General features: G+C 69.7%; 14 protein-coding genes. 9 read left to right on the top strand and 5 right to left on the bottom strand.

Annotated elements, in window-relative coordinates:
• Positions 1 to 156: 156 nt before the first annotated feature.
• The 3 genes from KY661_RS36710 to KY661_RS36700 form a co-directional block, all read right to left on the bottom strand.
• Entirely contained in the window at positions 157 to 1,950 is a 1,794-nt protein-coding gene (locus KY661_RS36710) for a serine/threonine protein kinase (RefSeq protein WP_225414621.1), read from the bottom strand.
• 13 nt (positions 1,951 to 1,963) lie between these two features.
• Positions 1,964 to 2,848: a DUF2381 family protein gene (locus KY661_RS36705; RefSeq protein WP_225414620.1), complete on the bottom strand. Its 885-nt coding sequence runs from the start codon at positions 2,846 to 2,848 to the stop codon at positions 1,964 to 1,966.
• Between the two features lie 150 nt (positions 2,849 to 2,998).
• Entirely contained in the window at positions 2,999 to 4,378 is a 1,380-nt protein-coding gene (locus tag KY661_RS36700) for an FAD-dependent oxidoreductase (RefSeq protein ID WP_225414619.1), read from the bottom strand.
• Positions 4,379 to 4,436: 58 nt separating this feature from the next.
• On the opposite strand from KY661_RS36700, the gene KY661_RS36695 reads away from it, so the two are divergent.
• From KY661_RS36695 to KY661_RS36685, 3 genes are read left to right on the top strand one after another with little or no spacing between them, the layout of a single operon-like run.
• Positions 4,437 to 5,486: a phytoene/squalene synthase family protein gene (locus tag KY661_RS36695; protein WP_075008346.1), complete on the top strand. Its 1,050-nt coding sequence runs from the start codon at positions 4,437 to 4,439 to the stop codon at positions 5,484 to 5,486.
• Complete coding sequence (locus KY661_RS36690) at positions 5,483 to 7,435, top strand: 2,3-oxidosqualene cyclase (protein WP_225414618.1); 1,953 nt, start codon at positions 5,483 to 5,485, stop codon at positions 7,433 to 7,435. Before KY661_RS36695 ends, KY661_RS36690 begins: the two co-directional genes overlap by 4 nt.
• 36 nt (positions 7,436 to 7,471) lie before the next feature.
• Positions 7,472 to 9,721: an MMPL family transporter gene (locus tag KY661_RS36685; protein WP_225414617.1), complete on the top strand. Its 2,250-nt coding sequence runs from the start codon at positions 7,472 to 7,474 to the stop codon at positions 9,719 to 9,721.
• 3 nt (positions 9,722 to 9,724) lie between these two features.
• Here the strand turns inward: KY661_RS36685 and KY661_RS36680 are convergent, their stop codons facing one another.
• Positions 9,725 to 11,332, bottom strand: a complete 1,608-nt coding sequence (locus KY661_RS36680) for a hypothetical protein (protein ID WP_225414616.1) — start codon at positions 11,330 to 11,332, stop codon at positions 9,725 to 9,727.
• Between the two features lie 36 nt (positions 11,333 to 11,368).
• A complete protein-coding gene (locus KY661_RS36675; protein ID WP_225414615.1) occupies positions 11,369 to 13,483 on the bottom strand; it encodes an OmpA family protein in 2,115 nt (704 codons plus the stop codon).
• A 175-nt stretch (positions 13,484 to 13,658) separates the two neighbouring features.
• Here KY661_RS36675 and KY661_RS36670 point away from each other — a divergent pair, with 175 nt between their 5' ends.
• The 6 genes from KY661_RS36670 to KY661_RS36645 all read left to right on the top strand — a co-directional run.
• Positions 13,659 to 16,136 (top strand): ATP-binding protein, encoded by a 2,478-nt coding sequence (locus KY661_RS36670; RefSeq protein WP_225414614.1) that lies wholly within the window; start codon positions 13,659 to 13,661, stop codon positions 16,134 to 16,136.
• A gap of 49 nt (positions 16,137 to 16,185) precedes the next feature.
• Positions 16,186 to 18,060: a tetratricopeptide repeat protein gene (locus KY661_RS36665; protein WP_225414613.1), complete on the top strand. Its 1,875-nt coding sequence runs from the start codon at positions 16,186 to 16,188 to the stop codon at positions 18,058 to 18,060.
• Positions 18,061 to 18,072: 12 nt separating this feature from the next.
• On the top strand, positions 18,073 to 18,909 hold the full coding sequence (locus tag KY661_RS36660; protein WP_225414612.1) for an alpha/beta hydrolase: 837 nt from the start codon (positions 18,073 to 18,075) through the stop codon (positions 18,907 to 18,909).
• A 52-nt stretch (positions 18,910 to 18,961) separates the two neighbouring features.
• Positions 18,962 to 19,303 (top strand): bactofilin BacN, encoded by a 342-nt coding sequence (bacN, locus tag KY661_RS36655; RefSeq protein ID WP_075008451.1) that lies wholly within the window; start codon positions 18,962 to 18,964, stop codon positions 19,301 to 19,303.
• Between the two features lie 48 nt (positions 19,304 to 19,351).
• The gene (locus KY661_RS36650; RefSeq protein ID WP_002620136.1) at positions 19,352 to 19,675 is read left to right on the top strand and encodes a bactofilin family protein; all 324 of its coding nucleotides are present in this window, start codon (positions 19,352 to 19,354) and stop codon (positions 19,673 to 19,675) included.
• 3 nt (positions 19,676 to 19,678) lie between these two features.
• A partial coding sequence (locus KY661_RS36645) for a bactofilin family protein (protein WP_225414611.1) occupies positions 19,679 to 20,125 on the top strand: 447 nt, incomplete at its 3' end.

The following is a 20,125-nucleotide window of genomic DNA, read 5'->3' as shown; positions in this document are numbered from 1 at the left end:
TGGACCCTACTTGTTGCATCAGACGGCCCAGTCAACGCTTGTCTGCCTGCTCGCTAAATGAGGGGATGCCTCAGGGGGCCCACCCCTCTGGGCGGAGGCTTCAGTCCCTATTTTTGTTAGGAGTTCTAAGCCCATGGCCTTGGCAGGGTTTGAGGGTTATGGCCATCGTCGAACAGCCAAGGCGCTCCACTCGCGCGGCAAGCGCGCTTCGCCGGGTTTCGAACCCTCATGCTTGATGGTGAGGCCCGTCTGGTCCCCCAGCACGAAGCACACCGGGACACGGCGCCCATTCGGCAGGAGAGCCTCGGTATAGCGGCCCAAGACCGCCTCCGGTCCCTCCTTTGTGAGACCTTCTGTCCAGAGTTGCCCGTACAGGAGGGTGCTGTCAGGGAGCGGGCCTGTCCACTCGTACTTTACTACGCGGCTAACGACGGGGCCGGCGCTGTAGGTGCCCACTTGTTGGTTTGTGCCTGGTTGGTTGATGTCGATGATGATGCGGTAGCCAGCACCCTTGAATAAGTTCATTGCTTCCATGCTTCGGACAGTGTCTTGGGGGCAGTCCTCGGGCAGGGGCCGCACTTGGGCCGCAGGGCAGCCAACGCTGAAGGCGGCGCACAACCAAGCTGCGGCGGCCCTGGCGGGCCAGGAGTTGCTAAGGGGGAACATGAGCGGGCTTCCTTTCTCGGATGCAGCGTGGGCAATTGCGGGAGAGCGCCACTCCCTCCACGCAGTGAAAAGGGCAAGGCCCAGCAGGAGCGGGCCCGCCACGAGGGCGATTCGGCGCCACCACTTCTTGCGTCGGGTGGCTTTCGCATTGACGGTCTCCAACTCCGTCGCCATCTCCTTGAAAGTGGCAGAAACCTGCTCAAAGAGTTGCTCGTTGGAGAGTTCTTCCGCTTTTTGCTTTTGAGCCTCCTTGACCCGGCGATCCGTCTCCTGCCTGTGGAGGCGGATCTCCTCCACCTCGTCTTGGGTCATGGGGGCAGGCCCTTCGGGAGACAGCACCAGCCGTACCTTCCAGGCCTTCTTGGTGCGCTCCTTGGCTGCATCCCACAGCGCTTGGTGTAGCGCCTCGGCACTTTCGTAGCGGTACTCCGGCAACTTCTCGAGCAATCGCATGACAATGCGGCTGAGCGGCTCAGGCACCTCTGGGTTCATGCGGTGGGGCGCGCGAGGGATGATGGTTTGAATCGCCGTCAGCAACTCCTCCGCCGTCAGCCGAGGGTCGAAGGGCCAGCAGTTCGTGAGTGCCTCGTACATGAAGACGCCCAACTGGTAGAGGTCGCCCGCCACACCCACTTCGAACCGAGCCCCCTGCTTCCATGTGCCCTCGCGGAGGAAGGTGACGCACTCGGGGGGCAGCAAGTGCGGCGTTCCTGGAGCCAGGCCCACCGTGAGGGTGGATGCACCCGGCAGCCACGCGCTGCCCAGATCCACCATCGTCGGCTTGCCGTCTGGGCCAACGATGACGTGCTCGCTCTTGAAGTCCCGGATGAGGATGCGGCGGCGGTGCAAGCGGCCCACGGCGCGCACCACTTCGAGAAAGATGTCCACGAGCTGGGCTGCGTTGGGCCGGGTGCGCTCGCGCCAGTGATGGAAGGGCTCGCCGGCAACATAGTCGGTGACGATGTAGATGTAGCCTTTGGTGGAGTGGGGCCACCTGTCCACGGCGCGCATGTTGGGCAGGCCGGGGAGGCTGGTGTTGGCCATCAGGGTGGCGGCCTCGTGGCGCATACGCCCATCCACCTGCCGCTGCTCCAGCGCCTTCTCGGGTGTGTCTGGGGTTAGCTCCGAGGCAGGCCTGATCGCCATCTTCAGCGTGAATAACTCCCCGTCGCGCTCGGCCTTGAATGCGTGGCCGAAGTTGCCGCTGCCCAGTGACTCGATAATGCGCCAGGGGCCTACCATGTCTCCCGGCTTGAGGTGGTCCGGGTGAAGGGCGTCCGTCATGGGCGGGGGTTTCCTACTGCGCCAGAAGGTTGAAAGAAAGGCGCCGCTGGACGCTGGCGTCCTCCAGTTCCACGCTGAATGCTCTTCCGGTAGACCAGGGGGGCGCCTTCATCTCCAGCACCACCAGCCCCGCTTCGCCCGGCGCCAGCTGTTCCTGCTTCGTGTGCACGGAGAACACCTCCACCGGAGCACCTGTCGCGCTGGTGATGCGTGCCTTCCCCGCCACCCAGCGCTTCTGGCCGGGAAGGTTGCGCAGCCGGACAGCTATCAATGTCGAGGACGCGCCTTCGTAACCAATGCTCTCCACCACATGCAAGCCGCTCCCGTTTGCTGTGGCCTGCGTGATGAAGAACTCCAAGGGATTCATCTTCTTACCAAGCCACTCGGAGAGAACGAGCCCGGCGGGACCGCTTTCCGCGTACCGAGCCTTGAGTTCCTCCAACTCCGCTTCCTTCAGAGTGAGGGCCGCGAGCAGAGCCTCGGGGGTGTTCGCCCGCCTATCGATCTCCACCTTGCCATCCATCACGTCCGCCTTGGAGACGACGGCTAGGACGGCCTTCGTAGGAAGAGCCCTGTCCTTGAAGCCGACCTGCATGATGAGCCGCTCGCCCGGCCCCAGGTCTGTGAAGGGCTCAAGCGAGAGGATGCGATCGCCGACATCCACCCATTTGAAGCGGGTTCGATCCATCACGAGGCTGTCCCGGTCCAGGGGCCCGTTGAAAGCCACCGTGGTGAGGTTGCCCGCAGCCACGTACACCTCGGGGACGGGCTCTGCGGGCGTTGTGGGCAGCGCGGCGCGCCGATCCTGGCGCTGCCGAGTGGGAGGATGGGATTGGGCGGCGGCCCTGTTCGCCACCAGCAGAAGGGTGAGGAGTAGCCACCTCGTGAGTAGTACCAATGCAGCAGAACCTCCGAGGTCTCTACCCTAACAAATCTGCGGTATTGTGGTGCGACGCTGGTACTCCCTGGTGAGGACTACCCGGGCAGAGCTACATCGGCGCTCGTGCTCCTCCCGTGGGCCCTCTCTCAGCTGATCACGCCGCCCCCGTTACCGGCGCCACTCCCGGCTGGCGGAGAAGGCCGTGAAGGCGTCCTCCAGGCCTCCCCGCGCCGAGCCCTGCAGGTGGGGGAACGCGGACGTCACCAGGCCCGTGCCCGCACGCATGAGCGTCTCGAAGTCCCGGCGCTGGTGGCTGAAGGCCTCCGATGTCAGCGCGCCGATGCCGTAGCCGACCACGCGCATGTACTCGCGCGCCATGACCCACATGCGCGTCTCGCGCGTGGATAGCAGCTCCATGGAGTTGCGTCCGCCCGTGGTGCTCTCCTCCCAGTAGCGGAGCAGTCCCGTCCGCAGCGCGTCCATGTCCTCGCGCTGGATGGAGAACGCCTGATAGAGCGCAGAAGCCATGGCGATGCGCGTGCGCTGGGCGGACCGGCGGCGCTGCACGTACCGGCGCAGGGCGCGCGGCACGTTGTTGAGGCTCTCGCGCAGCGACTGCTGGAGCGCCATGGCATCGCTGATGCCCGAGGCCATCCCACTGGCACTCACCGGGTGGCAGCACCCCGCCGCGTCCCCCACCAGCACCACCCGGCCCTGCGTCACCCGCTGGGGCAGGCGCGTGTCATTCGAGGCCATCCGCGGGGTTTCCCGCACCAGCGCTTCCAGGATGGCGCCTCGCAGGGGCTGGGGCACGCCGTTGAGCAGCTCCGGGGAGGCGTGCAGCTGCTGCGCGGTCGAGCCCAGGGGGATGTCCACCATCACGCGCGCCACGCCGTCCTCAATGGCGTAGGCGAGCACCGGGGCATTGCCCCCGATGAAGATGTGCCCATGGCTCGCGTGGGGCAGGGCGCGCGCGTCCACCGTCACCCCCACCATGCTGGAGAGCCGCTCGTGCCGCTCCTGGATGCCCAGGAGCTTGCGGACGAAGGAGTTGCGCCCGTCCGCCGCCACCAGCAGAGGTGTGCGCACCTGCCGCCGTTCCCCACCGCGGACAACCGTGAACTCGACGCCCTCGGCATCGTTGCGATGCAGCTCGGTGAGCCGCGTCTTGCGCCACACGGTGACGCGCGGCAGCCGCTCGACGGCCTCCAGCAGGCTCGACACGAAGCGCGCGTGCTCCAGCGACAGCCCCCGGCTCGAACCGTTGTAGGTGAGCTGGGTGGTGCGCTGCTCGCGCCGGGTGTCCACGACGGCGAAGCCCAGGACGGGTTGGCCCGCGCAGGCCTCCAGGGCGGGCCCGAATCCCAGCGTGCGCAAGTCTTCCACGCCTGGCGGGTGGAGCAGCTCTCCGGCGAGCTGCTTGCCGCGGTCTTGCCCCGCATCCACAAGAAGAACTGAATGGCCCAATTGTGACAATGCCGCCGCGCTTGCACAGCCCGCCGGGCCTGCCCCGATGATGACCACGTCCGTATTCAAGAAGCTCCCCATAGCCGCTGCTCACTGCTATAGCGCAATTTTGCCCGTTCTTCTCCACGGGCGGCACATCATGAGCAACCCTGAAGCCTTCTGCCGCGAGGCGCTGCCCGAGGTCTCTCGGACCTTCGCCCTCAACATCCCGGTTCTCCCCGAGCCGTTGGATCTCGTTGTTACCGTGGGTTACCTTCTCTGCCGGATCGTCGATACGATCGAGGACGAGGCGACCTGCAGCGCCGCGCAGCGCGCGCAACTCCTCTCGCGCTTCGCCCACTTCGTGGAGCTGCCCGAGGGGTGGCGCCACGAGGTGCCGCGCTATATCGCCGAGGTCGAGCACTGGCTGAGGCCCTCCGTCCCGGAGCCCGAGGCGCGGCTGCTGCGCCGCACGGGCACCGTGCTGGAGACCTTCGCGGCCCTGCCCCGGTGGACCCAGCCTCCCATCGTGCGCTGCGTGCGCGCCATGGCCGATGGCATGGGGGATGTGAGCCGCCAGCTCGAGCTGGCCCCGCCCGCCAGTGGCCTGAAGGACCTGGAGGCTACATTGACCTACTGCTACTACGTGGCGGGCACGGTCGGAGAAATGCTGACGGATCTTTTCATTGGGTTTGCGCCTCAGCTCGCGCCCCAGGGAGAAGCGCTCCGGGCGCTGGCCCCTGCGTTCGGGCGGGCCCTGCAGCTCATCAACATCCTCAAGGATGTCCGCGAGGATTTGGAGCGGGGCTATTGCTGGCTTCCCCAGACCCTCATGTCGGCGCATGGGCTCACCGCTCCCACGCTCTTGAATCCTGAAAACCGGGGACGGGCGGTGGCGATGCACAACGAGCTCATCGCCGTGGCCCGGCGCGAGGCGGACCTCTCGCTGGAGTACGCGCTGCGCCTGCCCGTGGAGGAGCCGGGCCTGCGGCTGTTCTGTCTGTTGCCCCTGTTCTTCGCCGTGCTCACGCTCTCCCGGCTGGAGAACAACCCGGCCGTCTTCGAGCCCACTCCGGTGAAGATCAGCCGCGCCTCCGTGCAGGAGATCATCCTGCTCACCCAGCGCAACGTCGCGTCGGCTCCGGCGCTGCGGGCGATCTACCAGCAATGCCTGTCGGGGAACCTCCAGCCGGAAGCCCTGACGTCATGAGCGCCGCCCCCGAGGTCCGCGTCCCCCGGTCCGAGCCCATCATCCAGCGCGGGTTGGAGGTGCTGGCCTCGACCCAGGACGCGGAGGGCTCGTGGTACGGAGACTACGGCGGGCCGCAGTTCCTCATCCCTATCTATGTCGCCGGGTTGCACGTGATGGGGCGCGTCCCGGAGCCTGCGCAGCGCGAGGGGCTCGTGGCGTACCTGCGCCGCCACCAGAACGCCGATGGGGGCTGGGGACTGGATGTCGAGTCGCCCAGCCAGGTGTTCACCTCGGTGCTCAACTACGTGGCCCTCCGGCTCATGGGGGTGACGGAGGACAACACGGGGCTGAGAAGGGCCCGGCAGTGGTTCCTGCCCCGGGGCGGCGCGCTGGCCAGTGGCGCGTGGGGGAAGATCATCCTCGCGCTCCTGGGGCTGTACGAGTACCGCGGCCTGCAGCCGGTGCCCCCCGAGCTGTGGCTCCTGCCCGAGTCGCTGCCCTTCCATCCGTCCCGGCTCTGGTGCCATTGCCGCATGGTGTACCTGCCCATGAGCTGGCTCTATGGGCGCAAGGCCCGGGCCCCCGAGTCGCCGCTGCTCGCTTCGATCCGGCGGGAAATCTTCGACGGGGATTACGCGCAGGTGGACTGGACCGCCGCGCGCGAGCGCGTGTCGCCGACGGATGTCTATACGCCGCGCACGGTGTGGCTCAAGGCCGCCAACCAGCTCATGCTGGGCTATGAGCGGGTGGCGGGGAAGCAGCTCCGGGAGCGCGCGCTCGGCTTCGCGCTGGAGCAGATCCGCGCCGAGGATGAGGCGACGCACTACATCTGCATCGGCCCCATCAACAAAGTGCTCAACATGGTGGTGTGGCACTTCGTCAACCCGGAGGGGCCCGAGGTGCGCGCCCACCTGGAGCGGCTGCCGGACTACTTCTACGAGGCGGCCGACGGCATCAAGATGAACGGCTACAACTCCTCGGAGTTGTGGGACACGGCCTTCGCCGTCCAGGCGGTGGTGGCCACTGGCGCCTCGGAGGCCACCTGGCCCATGCTGGCGGAGGCCGCCCGGTTCATCGAGGCCAACCAGGTGCTGGAGGATACGCGCGAGCCCGCGCGCTTCTACCGCCACCCCAGCAAGGGCGGCTGGCCCTTCAGCACGAGGGACCACGGCTGGCCCATCAGCGACTGCACGGCGGAGGGGCTCAAGGCCTGTCTCGCCCTGGAGCCGCTGGGGCTCAACCGCGTGCCCGAGGCCCGGCTCCAGGACGCCGTGGGGTTCATCCTGTCCATGCAGAACCCGGACGGCGGCTGGGCCACCTACGAGCTTCAGCGCGGCCCCCAGCTGCTCGAGGTGCTCAACCCCTCGGATGTCTTCTCCACCATCATGGTGGACATCAGCTACGTGGAGTGTACCTCCGCGTGCGTGCAGGCCCTGGCCGCGTGGCGCAAGCACTCCCAGCGCCCGGATGCCCGCGTGGACGAGGCCATCGCCCGGGGCGCGGCGTTCATCCGGAAGATCCAGCGCGAGGATGGCTCGTGGGTGGGCTCCTGGGGCGTCTGCTTCACGTACGGGACGTGGTTCGGGGTGAATGGCCTGCTGGCCGCCGGGGCCTCGCCGGAGGACCCCGCGCTTCGCCGGGCCACGGCGTTCCTGCGCTCCTACCAGCGGTCCGATGGCTCCTGGAGCGAGGTGGTCGAGAGCTGCCGCCAGGGGCGCTGGGTCGAGGGCAAGGAGGGCCATGCCGTCAACACCGCCTGGGCGCTGCTGACGCTCGCGGCGGCGGGGGAGCAGGCCTCTGACTCCGCCCGGCGGGGCGCCCAGTGGCTGCGCGGCCGTCAGCAAGCGGACGGCCGCTGGCCGCCGGAGCCCATCGCCGGCATCTTCAACCGGACGTGCGCCATTCATTACGACGCCTACCTGCGGATCTTCCCCGTCTGGGCGCTCGCGGTGTGCGACAAGCGGTAGCCGTCCGCCGTACCGCCGGGAAGGAGCCAGTCCGCCATGTTTCGCGCGCTCGCGAGGGCCATCCATCACCACCGGGGGCTCGTGTTCGTGGCGAGCGCCGTGTTCCTCGCCCTGGCGGTGGCCGCCCTCGTGTACGGCGGCCGCCTCAGCACCGGCGTCATCGAGGGCACCGAGGCGGAGCAGGCCCAGCAGCTCGCGGCGGCCACCACGGTGGGCTCCTCCGACACCACCCTGGCCGTCGTCTTCCACTCGGACACCCTGCGCAGCGCCAGCCCCGAGTTCCAGGAGGCGCTGAAGGCCACGCTGGAGGCCGCCGCGAAGCTGCCCACCGTGGAGGGGGTGCTCTCGCCCCTGGGCGCGCCCAAGGCCGTGGCCGCGCAGCTCCAGGCCGGCACCGGGCATGACACCCTGGCGCTCGTCCGGCTCAAGGGGGACATCCGCGAGGCCACCCGGGCCTTTCCCGAGGTCCGCGCGGTGCTGAGCGCGGGGCCGCTCCAGGCCACCGTCACCGGGCGCATCGCCTTCATCGACGCGCTGAACCGGCTCCTGGAGAAGGACCTGCTGCGCGCCGAACTCATCTCCTTTCCGCTGGCGCTGCTGGTGCTGCTGCGCGTCTTCCGGACGTGGGTGGCCTCGCTCCTGCCGCTGGTGGTGGGCGGGCTCGCGGTGCTCTCGGGCGTGGCGGGCGTGTTCGTGCTCTCGCACGTCACCGACATGGCCCAGTACACCCTCAACGTCGTGTCCCTCATTGGCATGGGGGTGGCCATCGACTACTCGCTCTTCATCGTCAGCCGCTTCCGCTCGGAGCTGGAGCGGGGGCTGGGCACCCAGGAGGCGCTGGAGCGGACGCTCGACACGGCGGGGCGCGCGGTGGCCTTCTCGGGGCTGGCCGTGGCGGTGGGGCTCGCGGGGCTGCTGTTCTACCGGGGCTCGTACCTCAGTGCGATGGGCCTTGGCGGTGCGCTCGTCGTCGCCTTCGCGGTGCTGTTCGCGTTGACGGTGCTGCCCGCGCTGCTGTCCTGGCTGGGCCCCCGGGTGAACCGGGGCCGCGTTCCCTTCCCGCGCCTGTTCGAGCCCAAGGAGGGGCTGTGGAAGGGCGTGGCCACCTGGGTGATGCGCCATCCGGTGCTGGTGCTGGTGCCCACGCTGGCCATCCTCGTGGCGGTGGGCTTGCCCTTCCTGCGGCTCCAGCTGGCCGCTACCGACATCACCGCCCTGCCCGCGGAGACCGAGGCGCGGCGCGGCGCCGAGTCCCTGCGGCAGCTCTTTCCCCGGCAGGCCGCCAACGGCGTGCTGGTGGTGGTGCAGTTCCCCTCGGGCAGCGCCTTCACCGCCGAGCGCATGGGGGCGCTCTATGACAAGAGCCGCCAGTTCGCGGGCATTCCAGGCGTCCTCGGCGTCGACAGCATCGTCAACCTCAAGGAGAGCATGGACCGGGAGGCGTACCAGGAGCTGGCCGACTTTCCCGAGGACATGCTGCCCAAGGAGTTCAGCCAGGCCCGGGATGCGTACCTGCACGGCAGCGTGACGGTCATGCGGGTGCTCACCGAGGCTCCTGCCTCCAGCCAGGCCGCCCGGGACATCGTCGAGACGATCCGCAAGGACCGGGCGGTGGGGGAGGGACGGCTGCTCGTGGCGGGGCAGACGGCGAGCGACGTGGACGCGGGGCACTTCGTGCGCGAGAACACCCCCCGGGCCATTGGCTTCGTGATGGGGCTGATGTGCGTGGTGCTGTTCGTGCTGCTCGGCTCGGTGGTGCTGCCCCTCAAGGCGATGCTCATGAACCTGCTGTCGATCGCGGGTTCCTTCGGCGCGCTGGTGTGGATCTTCCAGGAGGGGCACCTGAGCGGCCTCCTGGGCTTCGAGCCCGGCCCCATCGAGCCCTCGCTGCCGGTGCTGCTCTTCTGCGCCCTGTTCGGCCTGTCGATGGACTACGAGGTGCTGCTGCTCAGCCGGATGCGCGAGGAGTGGGAGCGGACCCGCGACAACACCCAGGCAGTGGCCGAGGGGCTGGAGCGCACCGGGGGGCTCATCACCAGCGCGGCGGCCATCATGGTGGCCGTGTTCGCCGCGTTCTCGCTGGCCCACGTGGTGGTGGTGAAGGCCATGGGGGTGGGCATGGCCATCGCCGTGGCGCTGGATGCGACGCTGGTCCGCATCCTGCTCGTGCCCGCGATGATGCGCCTCTTCGGGGACTTCAACTGGTGGGCGCCGAAGGCCCTGGCGCGCTGGCTGTCATGGGCTCAGCACGCGCATGGGCCCTCGGATGGGCCGCCGCCCCGCTGAGCCCTACTGCCGCGCCTGCCGGTAGTCGCTCAGGGGCAACGGGCGGACGAGCTTCGTGCCCACGCGCAGCCAGAGCGTGCCGTCGTCGTCCACCGAGGCGCCCATGCTCCCGGCATTGAGCCGGTAGCGGAACAGCTCACCGTTGGCGGCCTTCTCCGTGGCGACGATCTCCAGGGGCGCGGGGTAGGGCGCGTTCGCCGCGCTGTTCAGCACGAAGAGCGCCTCGGGGAACTGGCCCCCGCCGCCCGATTGCACCTGGTTCACCACCAGCGCGCCCTCCGGGGTGAGGGGGGCCTGGTCCTTGTTCAGCACGGTGCCGGTGCTCGCATCGAGGATGAACACGTGCTGGGGCGCGATGGCCGCCAGGCGGGAGTTGTTGGCGAAGGGCACCGTGGCGACGATCTGCCGGGGCAGCACGGGAGGCTGCGTCCAGAACTGCGCGGTGCCCTCGCACCCGTCCGACTGCGTCTTGCAGGCGAGCAGCTCGGTGGCGGCCCCCTGGAGGCTGAAGGCCATGTACAGCAGGGTGCCGTCCACGCTGAAGGTCGCCGGGGGGCTCACCGTCGGGGTGATCTCCCCGCTGGCGAACTCCTTCATGAGGTACATCCCCACGTTGCCTCCGCCGCCCGAGCCATTCTGCGCCCCATAGCTGATCTTCGTCACCACGACCCGGGCCCGGCCGCTGGAGGCGCCCTGGTTCGTGATGGAGGCCACCAGGACGACGCCATCCGTGGTGGTCACGGGCGTGGTGATGGCGAACCCCGTCAAATCCAAGAACCGCCACTTGTAGGTCACCGGTGCAGTGGGAGTCTGGTGCCCAATGCGGTACACGGCCTTCTGTTCCCCGCCCGCGCCCGCGTCATAGATGATCGCATCGCCGTCCTGGCCCACCGCCAACAGGTCCAGGAGGAAGTCCGTCCGGCCGGAGACGTTCAGGTTCCGGTCGAAGGCGAAGGCGCCCGCGTTGGGCGTCCAGATCCACCGCTTGCCCGAGACCGGGTGGATGGAGGTGATGGCCGTGTCGTTGGTGCACAGGAACGGCATCCGCACGGACTTCTCCGTGATGACCGTGCCCGTCTTGGTGACCCGGTAGAGGTAGGGGAGTCCCGTCGCGTCGTTGCCGCAGCCGATGAAGCTGACGGAGCCGCCGCTGCCCTCGGCGACGAACTTGTCGGTCACCACCTGGGTGCCCTGGGGCGCGTCGTACACCTCCTCCACGGGGAAGAAGGTGACCGGCTGGGGCTGGGAGTAGTTCTCCAGCTTGTCGGTGCACACCACCTTCGCCCGGAGCGAGAAGTACCCCGCGATGCCCTTCGTGTACTTGAACTCGTTGCGCTGGATGTCCACGGGGACCAGGCCTCCACCGCTGTAGGCCACCGTCTTGATGTAGTTGTCCCCGTCGTAGATGGACAGGCTTTCGAGCTGGTCGCAGCCGGTGGCCCCCACCTGCACCGTCACCTTGGTGCCGACGACGTTGGTCTCGGTCACCGACAGCGTGGCCTGAGGGGGATCCTTGACCGGGGGCTTGTCATTGCCACCGCAGGCGGTGGCGAGGACAGGAAGGGACAGGAGGGCGGTGCGCAGGAGCGCCAAGCGGGTGAGGTCCGTCATGGGCCCCGACTCTACCCGCGCGGCGCCTTTGTGGCATCACCGCTCCAGGATGATGAACTCGACCCTCCGGTTGAGCTCCTTGCCGCGGGGCGTGAGGTTGGGGGCGATGGGGCGGGTATCCCCGAAGCCCTGCACCTCCAGGCGCGCCGCGTCGAGCCCCGACCGGGTCAGGACGTTGGCCACCGCCTGCGCCCGCTCCTGGGCGAGCTTCAGGTTGGCGGCCGGGTCGCCCTGGTTGTCCGTGTGGCCTTCAATGCGCACGCGCTGGAGCCCGTGGCGCACGATGGCGTCCAGCACCTCGGCCAGCAGGGGCTGGCTGGCCTCCTGGAGGACGGCCTTGCCCGGGACGAACTGGACCGGCTGCTGCAACTCCAGCTTGCTCGGCGTCACCGTCACCAGCGGCTTGCCGGGCAGGGGCTTCAGGTCGAAGGAGAGCTCCAGCGCGCCGCCCTCGGCCACGTCCATGTCGCGCGTCTGCGCCAGGTAGCTCGGGGCGATGACCTCCACCCGGTAGTGCCCCGGGGGCACCTCCAGCTTCGTGGGGGCGGAGGCGGACGTGGAGAGCTCCAGCGCCTTCGGGCCCTTCAGCCGCAGGGCGGCCGCCACCGGCTTCTTCTGGACGGTGGTGGAGAGCGTGAGGGTGGCCGGCCGGGCCATGGCCTCCAGCGACACCTCCACGACAGGAAGGGCATCGGGGGTGAGCGTCAGGTCGCGCTCGACGTGTTTGTAGCCCTCCTTCTGGAGGGCGAGCCGCACGGTGATGCCGCTCGGCAGCGGATAGGACAGGAAGCGCCCCGTCTGCGGCTCCGTCGCCACCGGGGGCAGGCCGGAGCCCGGCACCAGCACGAGCACGCCCGGCAGCGGCTGGCGCGTCTTGGCGTCTATCACCACCCCGGACACCTGCACCGTCCGGGGGACCATGGACACCGCCACGGGCTTCTCCCGCACGGTCTCGATGACCCGGGTGGCGCCCGCGCGGTGGAACGGGTCCACCGTGTAGGAGGCCCCCAGGAAGACGTTCACCGGAGGGGTCGCCGGGACGCCCAGGCCCACCGTGCGCGAGAGGCCGAACTCCGCCCCCACGCTGAAGGTGACGTCCTTGAGGGCGGTGACCTTGGCGCCCAGGCCGAACGTCTTCTGGGCCGCGCTGAGCGCGGAGACGGTCCGTCCATCCGGGGCGATCAGGCCCCCGTCCTCCACGCCCAGCGGGGAGGCCAGGTTGAACTCCAGGAACGGGGTGAAGGCGCGCAGGGGGGCCTCCACGCCGAGCCCGAGGCTGAAGCGGTGGTAGCGGTTGACGCCCAGCCCGTACTCCTCGGAGGCATTGAGCGTGCTGGGGCCCGCCAGGTCCCCCGTCCCGTCGAAGAGGAAGCCGAGGTTGCCGTGGACGCGCAGCAGCGGGAACTCGGGGCGGATCTGCGGGACGTCATAGGTGGCGATGAGCCGCGGCGCGAAGCCGAAGGCGTACCGGTCCACGTCCTGGTTGCCCACCCCCGAGAACGTCAGCAGCCGCAGGTCGGCGCCCGCCCACAGGCCCGGGATCCACTGCTTCGTGCCACGGGCGCCCAGGGTGAGGTCCCCCAGTGACTGGATGAGCTGGGGCGAGGCGCGCGAGTTGGTGTTCGCCGTGACGGTGTAGGCGGTGAACACCTCCAGGAACTCGAACGGCGCGTAGGCGAGCGCGAAGCTGCCCGAGGTGCGCGTGTGGGCGGCCCCCTGGACCGGGAAGTCGCCGTTCTGGAAGAACTCGCCCGTGAGCGAGAAGCGCAGCAGGCGGGGCGTGCCGAGATCCGCCCCCGCCACGCGCAGGAGCCCCACGCCGCCCACGGCACTGGCGGTGTGGCGGAGGTTCCGGGCGTCGATCCATCCGTTGTGCAGGGTGGCGGGCGTGTGCGGCTCGCCTCCCGGGAGGATCCGCTCCTGGGTGGAGACGGTGGTGGCCTCCGCCGTGGGGGCGGGCGAGGGGGCGCTGGGCGCCTCGGACGCTGCTCCGGCCGCAGGTGTGGAAGTGGAAGGAAACGTACTCCACGCGTCCGTCCCCTGCGCATGGGCCAGGGACGTAGCGAAGCACGCGGTCAAGGCCGTGGCGCGCCAGAAACGGCCCGGCGGGAAGATTCGAGGGGAATGCACGGGGGCGAGTATACGCTGCATGGCAACCCTCTCAATTTTGGTGAGTCGTCCGCAGGCGGGTCTGCTGGTTCGCGGGCGGATTCAACGGCATGATTCGACACAACCCCATGAAGGTTCACGCACTGAACGGCTTGGATCCACTCCCTCGCGGAGCCGCTGACGGCTCCCCCTGTCGAGGCACGCTTTGAGCGCCGGGATGTCACCAGAGCAGCGCGGCCGTGTCCTGGTGGTGGGCGCCCGCACGGCGCGGGAGTCCCTGCTGGCGCGGCTGTCCGAGAGCGGCTTCGAATGTGCCGCCGCCGAGGATGTGGAGGGCGTGCCGCAGGCGGCCACCAGCCTCCAGCCCGAGGTCATCCTGCTGGCCACGGCGGCCAAGCAGGCCGCGGAGACGCTGGAGGGCATCCGGAGCATCGCCCAGCTGCGGCATGTGCCCGTGCTGGCGGACGTGTCGCGCTCACGCTCCAGCGAGACGCTGAAGAAGCTGGCGGTGGATGGCTTCATCCGGGGCTCCGAGGAGATGGTGCCCCGGGTGGAGGCGGCGGTGCGCGCCGGGCGCCTGCGCGAGAGCGAGGAGCGCACCCGGCTGCGCATGGGGATGTTGCTGGAAATCACCCAGGCGGCCACCAGCTCGCTGGAGATGGAGGAAATTCTCCACATCGCCGTGGACAAGGTGGGCCGCGTCACCGGCTCGGACCGCTGCTCGGTGGTGCTGGTGGAGGGCTCGCACGCGCGCACGGGCACGGTGGTGGCCACCCAGGAGAACCCCTCCCTGGTCCACCTGGAGATTGAGATCGCCCGCTACCCGGAGCTGCGCCGGGCCCTGGAGACGCGCCAGGCGGTGCTCATCGAGAAGGCGGAGAATGATCCGCTGATGGCCGATGTGCGCCCCAGCATCCTGCCCCTGGGGGTGAACTCCATCCTGGTGCAGCCGCTCATCTGCCAGGACGACCTGCTGGGGGCGCTCTTCCTGCGCCATTCGCGCCCGGACTCCACCTTCGGCCCGGATGAGCAGCAGTTCGCGCAGGCCGTCGCGGGCGTGCTCGCCAACGCCATCCGCAACTCCCGCCTGCACACCGCCGTCAAGCGCAAGCGCGAGGACCTGGAGCTGGCGTACGTGGAGCGCTACCGCGAGCTGACGGACGCGAACCGCCGCCTCAAGGAGCTCAACCGGCTCAAGGACGAAATCATCGCGGTGTGCAGCCACGATCTGCGCGCCCCGCTCCAGGTGCTGCTGGGCCATGGCCGGCTGCTCCTGGAGAGCCCCATCAACGCCGAGCAGAAGCAGTCCACCGAGGCGATGATCCGCCAGGGCCGCAAGATTCTCGGGCTCGTCGAGTCGCTGCTGGAGAAGGGCAAGGGCGAGGCGGCGCGGCTGTCCATCGAGCCCCGGCGGCTGGACATGGCGGTGCTGTGCAAGGAGAGCACGCACGAGCTGAACATCCTGGCCTCCCAGCGCGGGGTGACGCTGCGCGCCGAGGCGCCCGAGAGCCTGATGCTCATCGGCGACGAGGTGAAGCTGCACGAGGTGCTGCAGAACCTCATCACCAACGCCATCCACCACGCGAAGGACTCGGGGCGGGTGACGGTGCGCGCCCTGCGCCTGACGCGGCCGGATGGGGACGCGGTGAAGATCACCGTGCAGGACGACGGCTCGGGCATTCCCCCGGACGAGCTGCACCTGGTGTTCGACCGGTACCGGCACGGCCCGAAGGGCACGGGGCTGGGGCTGGCCATCTGCAAGGAGTTCGTGGAGCTGCACGGCGGGGAGATCTGGGCGGAGAGCCCCCCGGAGGGCGGCTGCACCTTCGTCTTCACGCTGCCCATGGCGCAGGAGGCGCCGCGCAAGGCCCAGGCGCAGGCCAAGGTGGAGCCCGTGCAGCCGCGCGTGCTGGTGGTGGAGGACGAGGCGGAGATCGCCGCGGTGCTCGCCGAGGTGCTGCGCTCGCGCTACCGGGTGGAGGTGGCGCGCGACGGCCAGGAGGGCCTGGCCCGGGCACGCTCCATGCGCCCGGAGCTGGTGGTGATGGACGTGTTCCTGCCCAAGCTGGATGGGCTGGAGGCCACGGTGGCGCTCAAGTCCTCCTCGGACACGGCGCACATCCCCGTCATCCTCCTGTCGGCGCACCAGGGGGTGGCCGAGAAGGTCCGCGCGCTCAACCTGGGCGCCGTGGACTACATGAGCAAGCCCTTCAACGCTATGGAGCTGCTCAACCGCACCGAGCGCGCGCTGAAGTCCGTGGCCGAGCGGGAGCCCGAGCGGGCCGCCGCGGTGACGCTCCGCTCCGGCAGCGATCCGGGCACCAACCTGTACGACAAGCGCGGGCTGATGGCGAAGCTGGAGGTGGAGGTGGCCAAGGTGCGGCGCTACCACCGCCCCATGAGCGTGGCGGTGCTGCGGCCCGAGCGCCCCCAGACGGACGTGCCCCGGGGGGCGGCGGATGTGCTGCGCAAGCGGCTGCGCCCCCTGGATGCCGTGGCCCACATGGGCTCGGGGGTGTTCTGCGTCATGCTGCCCGAGTGTGATGCTGAGTCCGCCCGGACCGTCATCCAGCGGCTGCTGCCCGAGCTGCAGACGTCCTCCGGGCTTGCCTACCAGCCGGCGGTGGCGGACGTCAGCCAGGACAGCGATCCGGTGGACCGCATCCTGGACAAGCTCGGCGCGCCGCTCGTCTAAGGGCTCGCCCGTGCCAGGCGGGGGGCGGCGCGCTAGAATGGGTTTCCGCGTGCGCCCCCTTCGCCTCCACCGAGCCGTGCCGCTGTGGGTCCTGGTGGGCCTGTCCGTGTCCGCGTCCGCGGCGCCCGGGCGGCGCCCCTCCGTGGACCGGGAGGCGATGCGCGAAGCCATCAACGCCCGGGAGGGGCAGGAGCGGTATGCCTCCCCGGCCAGCTACGCGCACTTTCTCCAGTCCCGGCGCCTGCACCACTCCGGGGCGCACGGGGCCGCGGTGGATGAGCTGCGGCTGGCTTTGGCCACGGACGAGGGCAACCCCTACCTCCTCACCCAACTGGGCGAGGAGTACGCCCGGCTGGGTGAGCTGGCCAAGGCCGAGCGCGAGCTGCGCCGGGCGGTGGAGCGCTCGCCCCGGTACTACCCGGCGCACGTGCTGCTCGGGCGCATCCTCCTGGAGGGCAAGCGCTACACGCGGGCGCGAATGCACCTGCGCCGCGCGGTGGGCCTGCGGCCCCGGGAGCCCGAGGCCTACTGGGCGCTGGCCCAGGCGTACCTGGAGACGCGCGAGCCGGACGAGGCGGTGAAGGTGGTGGAGGCGCTGGCCACGGCGCTGCCCGGGGAGGCCTCGGGCTACCGCCGCCTGGGGCTCGCCCTGGCCGAGCGGGGGGATCGCTCCCGGGCGGAGCGCCTGCTGGTGCGCGCCACCGAGAGGGACCCGGGCGATGGGGAGGCCTGGGTGGCGCTGGCCCGGCTGTACGAGTCCGCGGGGCAGCTCGCGAGTGCCGAGGAGGCGTTCTCCCGCTCCCTCGAACAGGATGCGGACAACCGGGAGGTGCTGCTGTCGGCGGGGCGGGTGGCCCTCAAGCAGGGCTCGGCCACCCGGGCCCGGGCGTACTTCGACCGGCTGCTGTCCCTGTCGGACGATCCGGAGCTGACGGTGCGGGTGGCGTTCGCCTTCCTCGCCTCGCGCGAGACGGCCGCCGCGGCGGAGGTGCTGGACACGGCCCGCCGGGGCACATCCCTGGAGCCGCGCATCTCCTATTATGCGGGGCTCGTCCACGAGCGCAGGCGCCGCTACGCCGAGGCCGCAGCGGCCTATGGCGAGGTGCCGGAGACCTCCGAGCTCTTCGAGGAGGTGCGCATCCGCCGCGCGGGGTGCCTCTCCCGGGTGGGGGCGCATGCCCAGGCGCTGGCGCTCTACCAGCAGGCCCTGAAGGACGGCCCGGAGGACGCGGCCCTGTGGGTGCAGTATGCCCGGGCGGTGGAGCGGGGTGGGGCGCCCGCGCAGGCCGAGGCCCTGCTGAAGGAGGCCCTGGCGAGCACCCCTTCCGCCGAGCTGTACGAGGCGCTCGCCGCCACCCGGCAGCGCCAGGGGCGCCCGGCCGAGGGGGTGGCGGTGCTGCGCGAGGCGCTCGCCCAGCGCCCCCGGGACGAGGCGCTCCTGTACGCGCTGGGGGGGGCCTATGAGCAGCAGGGCCAGGTGGACGGGGCGCTCGCGCAGATGCGGGCCGTGCTGCGCATCAACCCGGACAACGCCTCGGCGCTGAACTTCCTGGGCTACATGCTGGTGCTGCATGGGCACGACGTCCAGGAGGCGGAGCGGCTGGTGTTGCGCGCGCTGGCGCTGCGCCCGGACACCGGGGCCTTCCTCGACTCGCTCGGGTGGGTCTACTTCCGGCGCAAGGAGTACCAGCGCGCGGTGGAGACCCTGGAGCGCGCCACCCAGCTGGAGCCCGAGGAGCCCGTCATCCTCGAGCACCTGGGGGATGCGTACCGGGCGGCCTCCCGGCCCACGGACGCGGCGGCGGCCTGGCGCCGCGCCCTGGAGGTGCTGACGCTGGATCCCGAGGCCGCCGAGCTGCCAGCGCAGCGTCAGGGGCTGGAGCGGAAGCTGAAGATGCTGTCCACGGAGCCGCCGGGCCGCTAAGTTCCGGGCCCGATGGCACGCCACGACGAGGGCTTCTTCAGCGCGAAGGACCAGCTCCGGTTGCTCTGGACGCTGGATGTCCCGGAGGACGCCCCCCGCGCGCACGTGCTGCTGGTGCACGGCTACGGCGACCACATGCAGCGCTACCGCTTCGTCACGGACGCGCTGGTGGCCAGCGGCTTCGCCGTGCACGGCTTCGACTACCGCGGCCATGGCCGCGCCGAGGGGCGCCGGGGCCACTGTGTGCGGTGGCCGGAGTACCTGGACGACCTGGCCCTGGCCTGGGAGCGGGTGGGCAAGGCGGCGGGGACCCAGAAGCGCTTCCTGCTCGGCCACAGCCACGGCGGGCTGATGGTGGCCCACTTCCTGGAGCAGGGCGCCGGGGGCGTGGCGGGCGCGGTGCTGTCAGCCCCCTACTTCAAGCTGGCGCTGGCGGCCCCGGTGGCCAAGCGGGCCGGGGCGCACGTGGGCAACTGGGTGGTGCCCGCGCTGCGCATCAAGAGCGGGCTCAAGCCGGAGGACCTCAGCCGGGACCCGGAGGTGGTGCGCATGACGCGCGAGGACCCCCTTTACATCGACACCGTCACCCCGCGCTGGTTCGTCGAGTCCAGCAAGGCTCAGACCGAGGCCCTGGCCCAGGCCAATCGCGTGACAGCACCCATTTTCATCTTCTGCGGATCCAACGACGGCGTGGCGGCCCCGGCGGGGGCCCGCGGCTTCTTCGAGGCGGTGGGCGCGTCCGACAAGAAGTTCAAGGAGTATCCCGGCATGTTGCACGAGCCGCTCAACGAGCTGGGGCGCGAAGAGGTGTTCCGGGATATCTCCGGCTGGATCTCCGCCCATCTCTGACATAATGACGGCCGTCTTCTACGCGAATGGCGCTCCCGAGGGTCACCACCGCATGGCACAGGGCGAAACGGGCATCATCGGCAAGGGCATCGTCATCAAGGGCAGCCTCACCGGCGGCGGCGATCTCGTCATCGAGGGGCGGGTGGAGGGGCAGATCGCCCTGAAGAACCACCTGACCATCGAGGGAACCGGCAAGGTTCAGGCGGACATCCGCGCCGAGGAGCTGACCATCAACGGCGAGGCAAGCGGCAACATCGACGCCTCGACGCGGGTGTCCATCAACACCTCGGCGAAGGTGGCCGGCGACATCAAGGCGCCGCGCATCGTCATCGAGGATGGGGCGGTGTTCAATGGCTCCATCGAGATGGAAGTGAAGCTGCCGGACGACATCTAGCGTCCCGTCGCGGGACGCAGCACAACCCTTCGGAGGGGTGCAACACTCATGGCGAATACGGTCATTGGCTCGAGCATCGTCATCGACGGGGAGATCTCCGGCGACGAAGACCTGGTCATCCAGGGCACGGTGAAGGGGAAGATCTCCCTCAAGGAGAGCCTCTACGTGGAGGGCAGCGGCGTCGTCGAGGCGGACATCGAGACGCAGAACGTGGAGATCGCCGGCCGGGTGACGGGCAACATCGTCGCCAGCGACAAGGTGGAGCTGAAGACGGACTGCCGCGTGGTGGGCGACATCAAGGCCCCCCGCATCCTCATTGCCGACGGGGCCTCGTTCAAGGGCAACGTCGACATGGACCAGAAGGAGCGGTGACGCGTGGCGACGGCGAAGGATCTGACCGGCGCGTCCGGGGACAACACGGTGGTGGGGCCTTCCATCCTCATCAGCGGCAGGCTCACCGGCGATGAGGACCTCACCGTCCGGGGACGGGTCGAGGGCGAGCTGACGCTCAGCAAGACCCTCATCGTGGAGACCACGGGCGTGGTGAAGGCCAACGTAGCCGTGCGCAACGCCATCATCAGCGGCGTGGTGGTGGGCAACATCAGCGCCACCGAGAGCGTGGAGCTCACCCGCGAGGGCCGCATGGTGGGGGACATCCACTCCCCGCGCGTCATCATCGTGGACGGCGCTAGCTTCCGGGGCCGGGTGGACATGGGCGAAGTGGAGCCGGGCCGCGTGCCCGCCTCGCGCCAGAGAGCAGGCAGCATATGCTGGGGGCCCGCATGGCCTTCTCCCCTTCCCCCAGTCTCGACGTGGCCACGC

Origin of the sequence: Allostigmatella hybrida (genome assembly GCF_020103775.1) — a bacterium.
In the GTDB taxonomy this organism is placed as follows: Bacteria; Myxococcota; Myxococcia; order Myxococcales; family Myxococcaceae; genus Hyalangium; species Hyalangium aurantiaca.
Note: the sequence above shows the minus strand (reverse complement) of the source record. Positions and strands in the feature narration are given on the sequence as shown.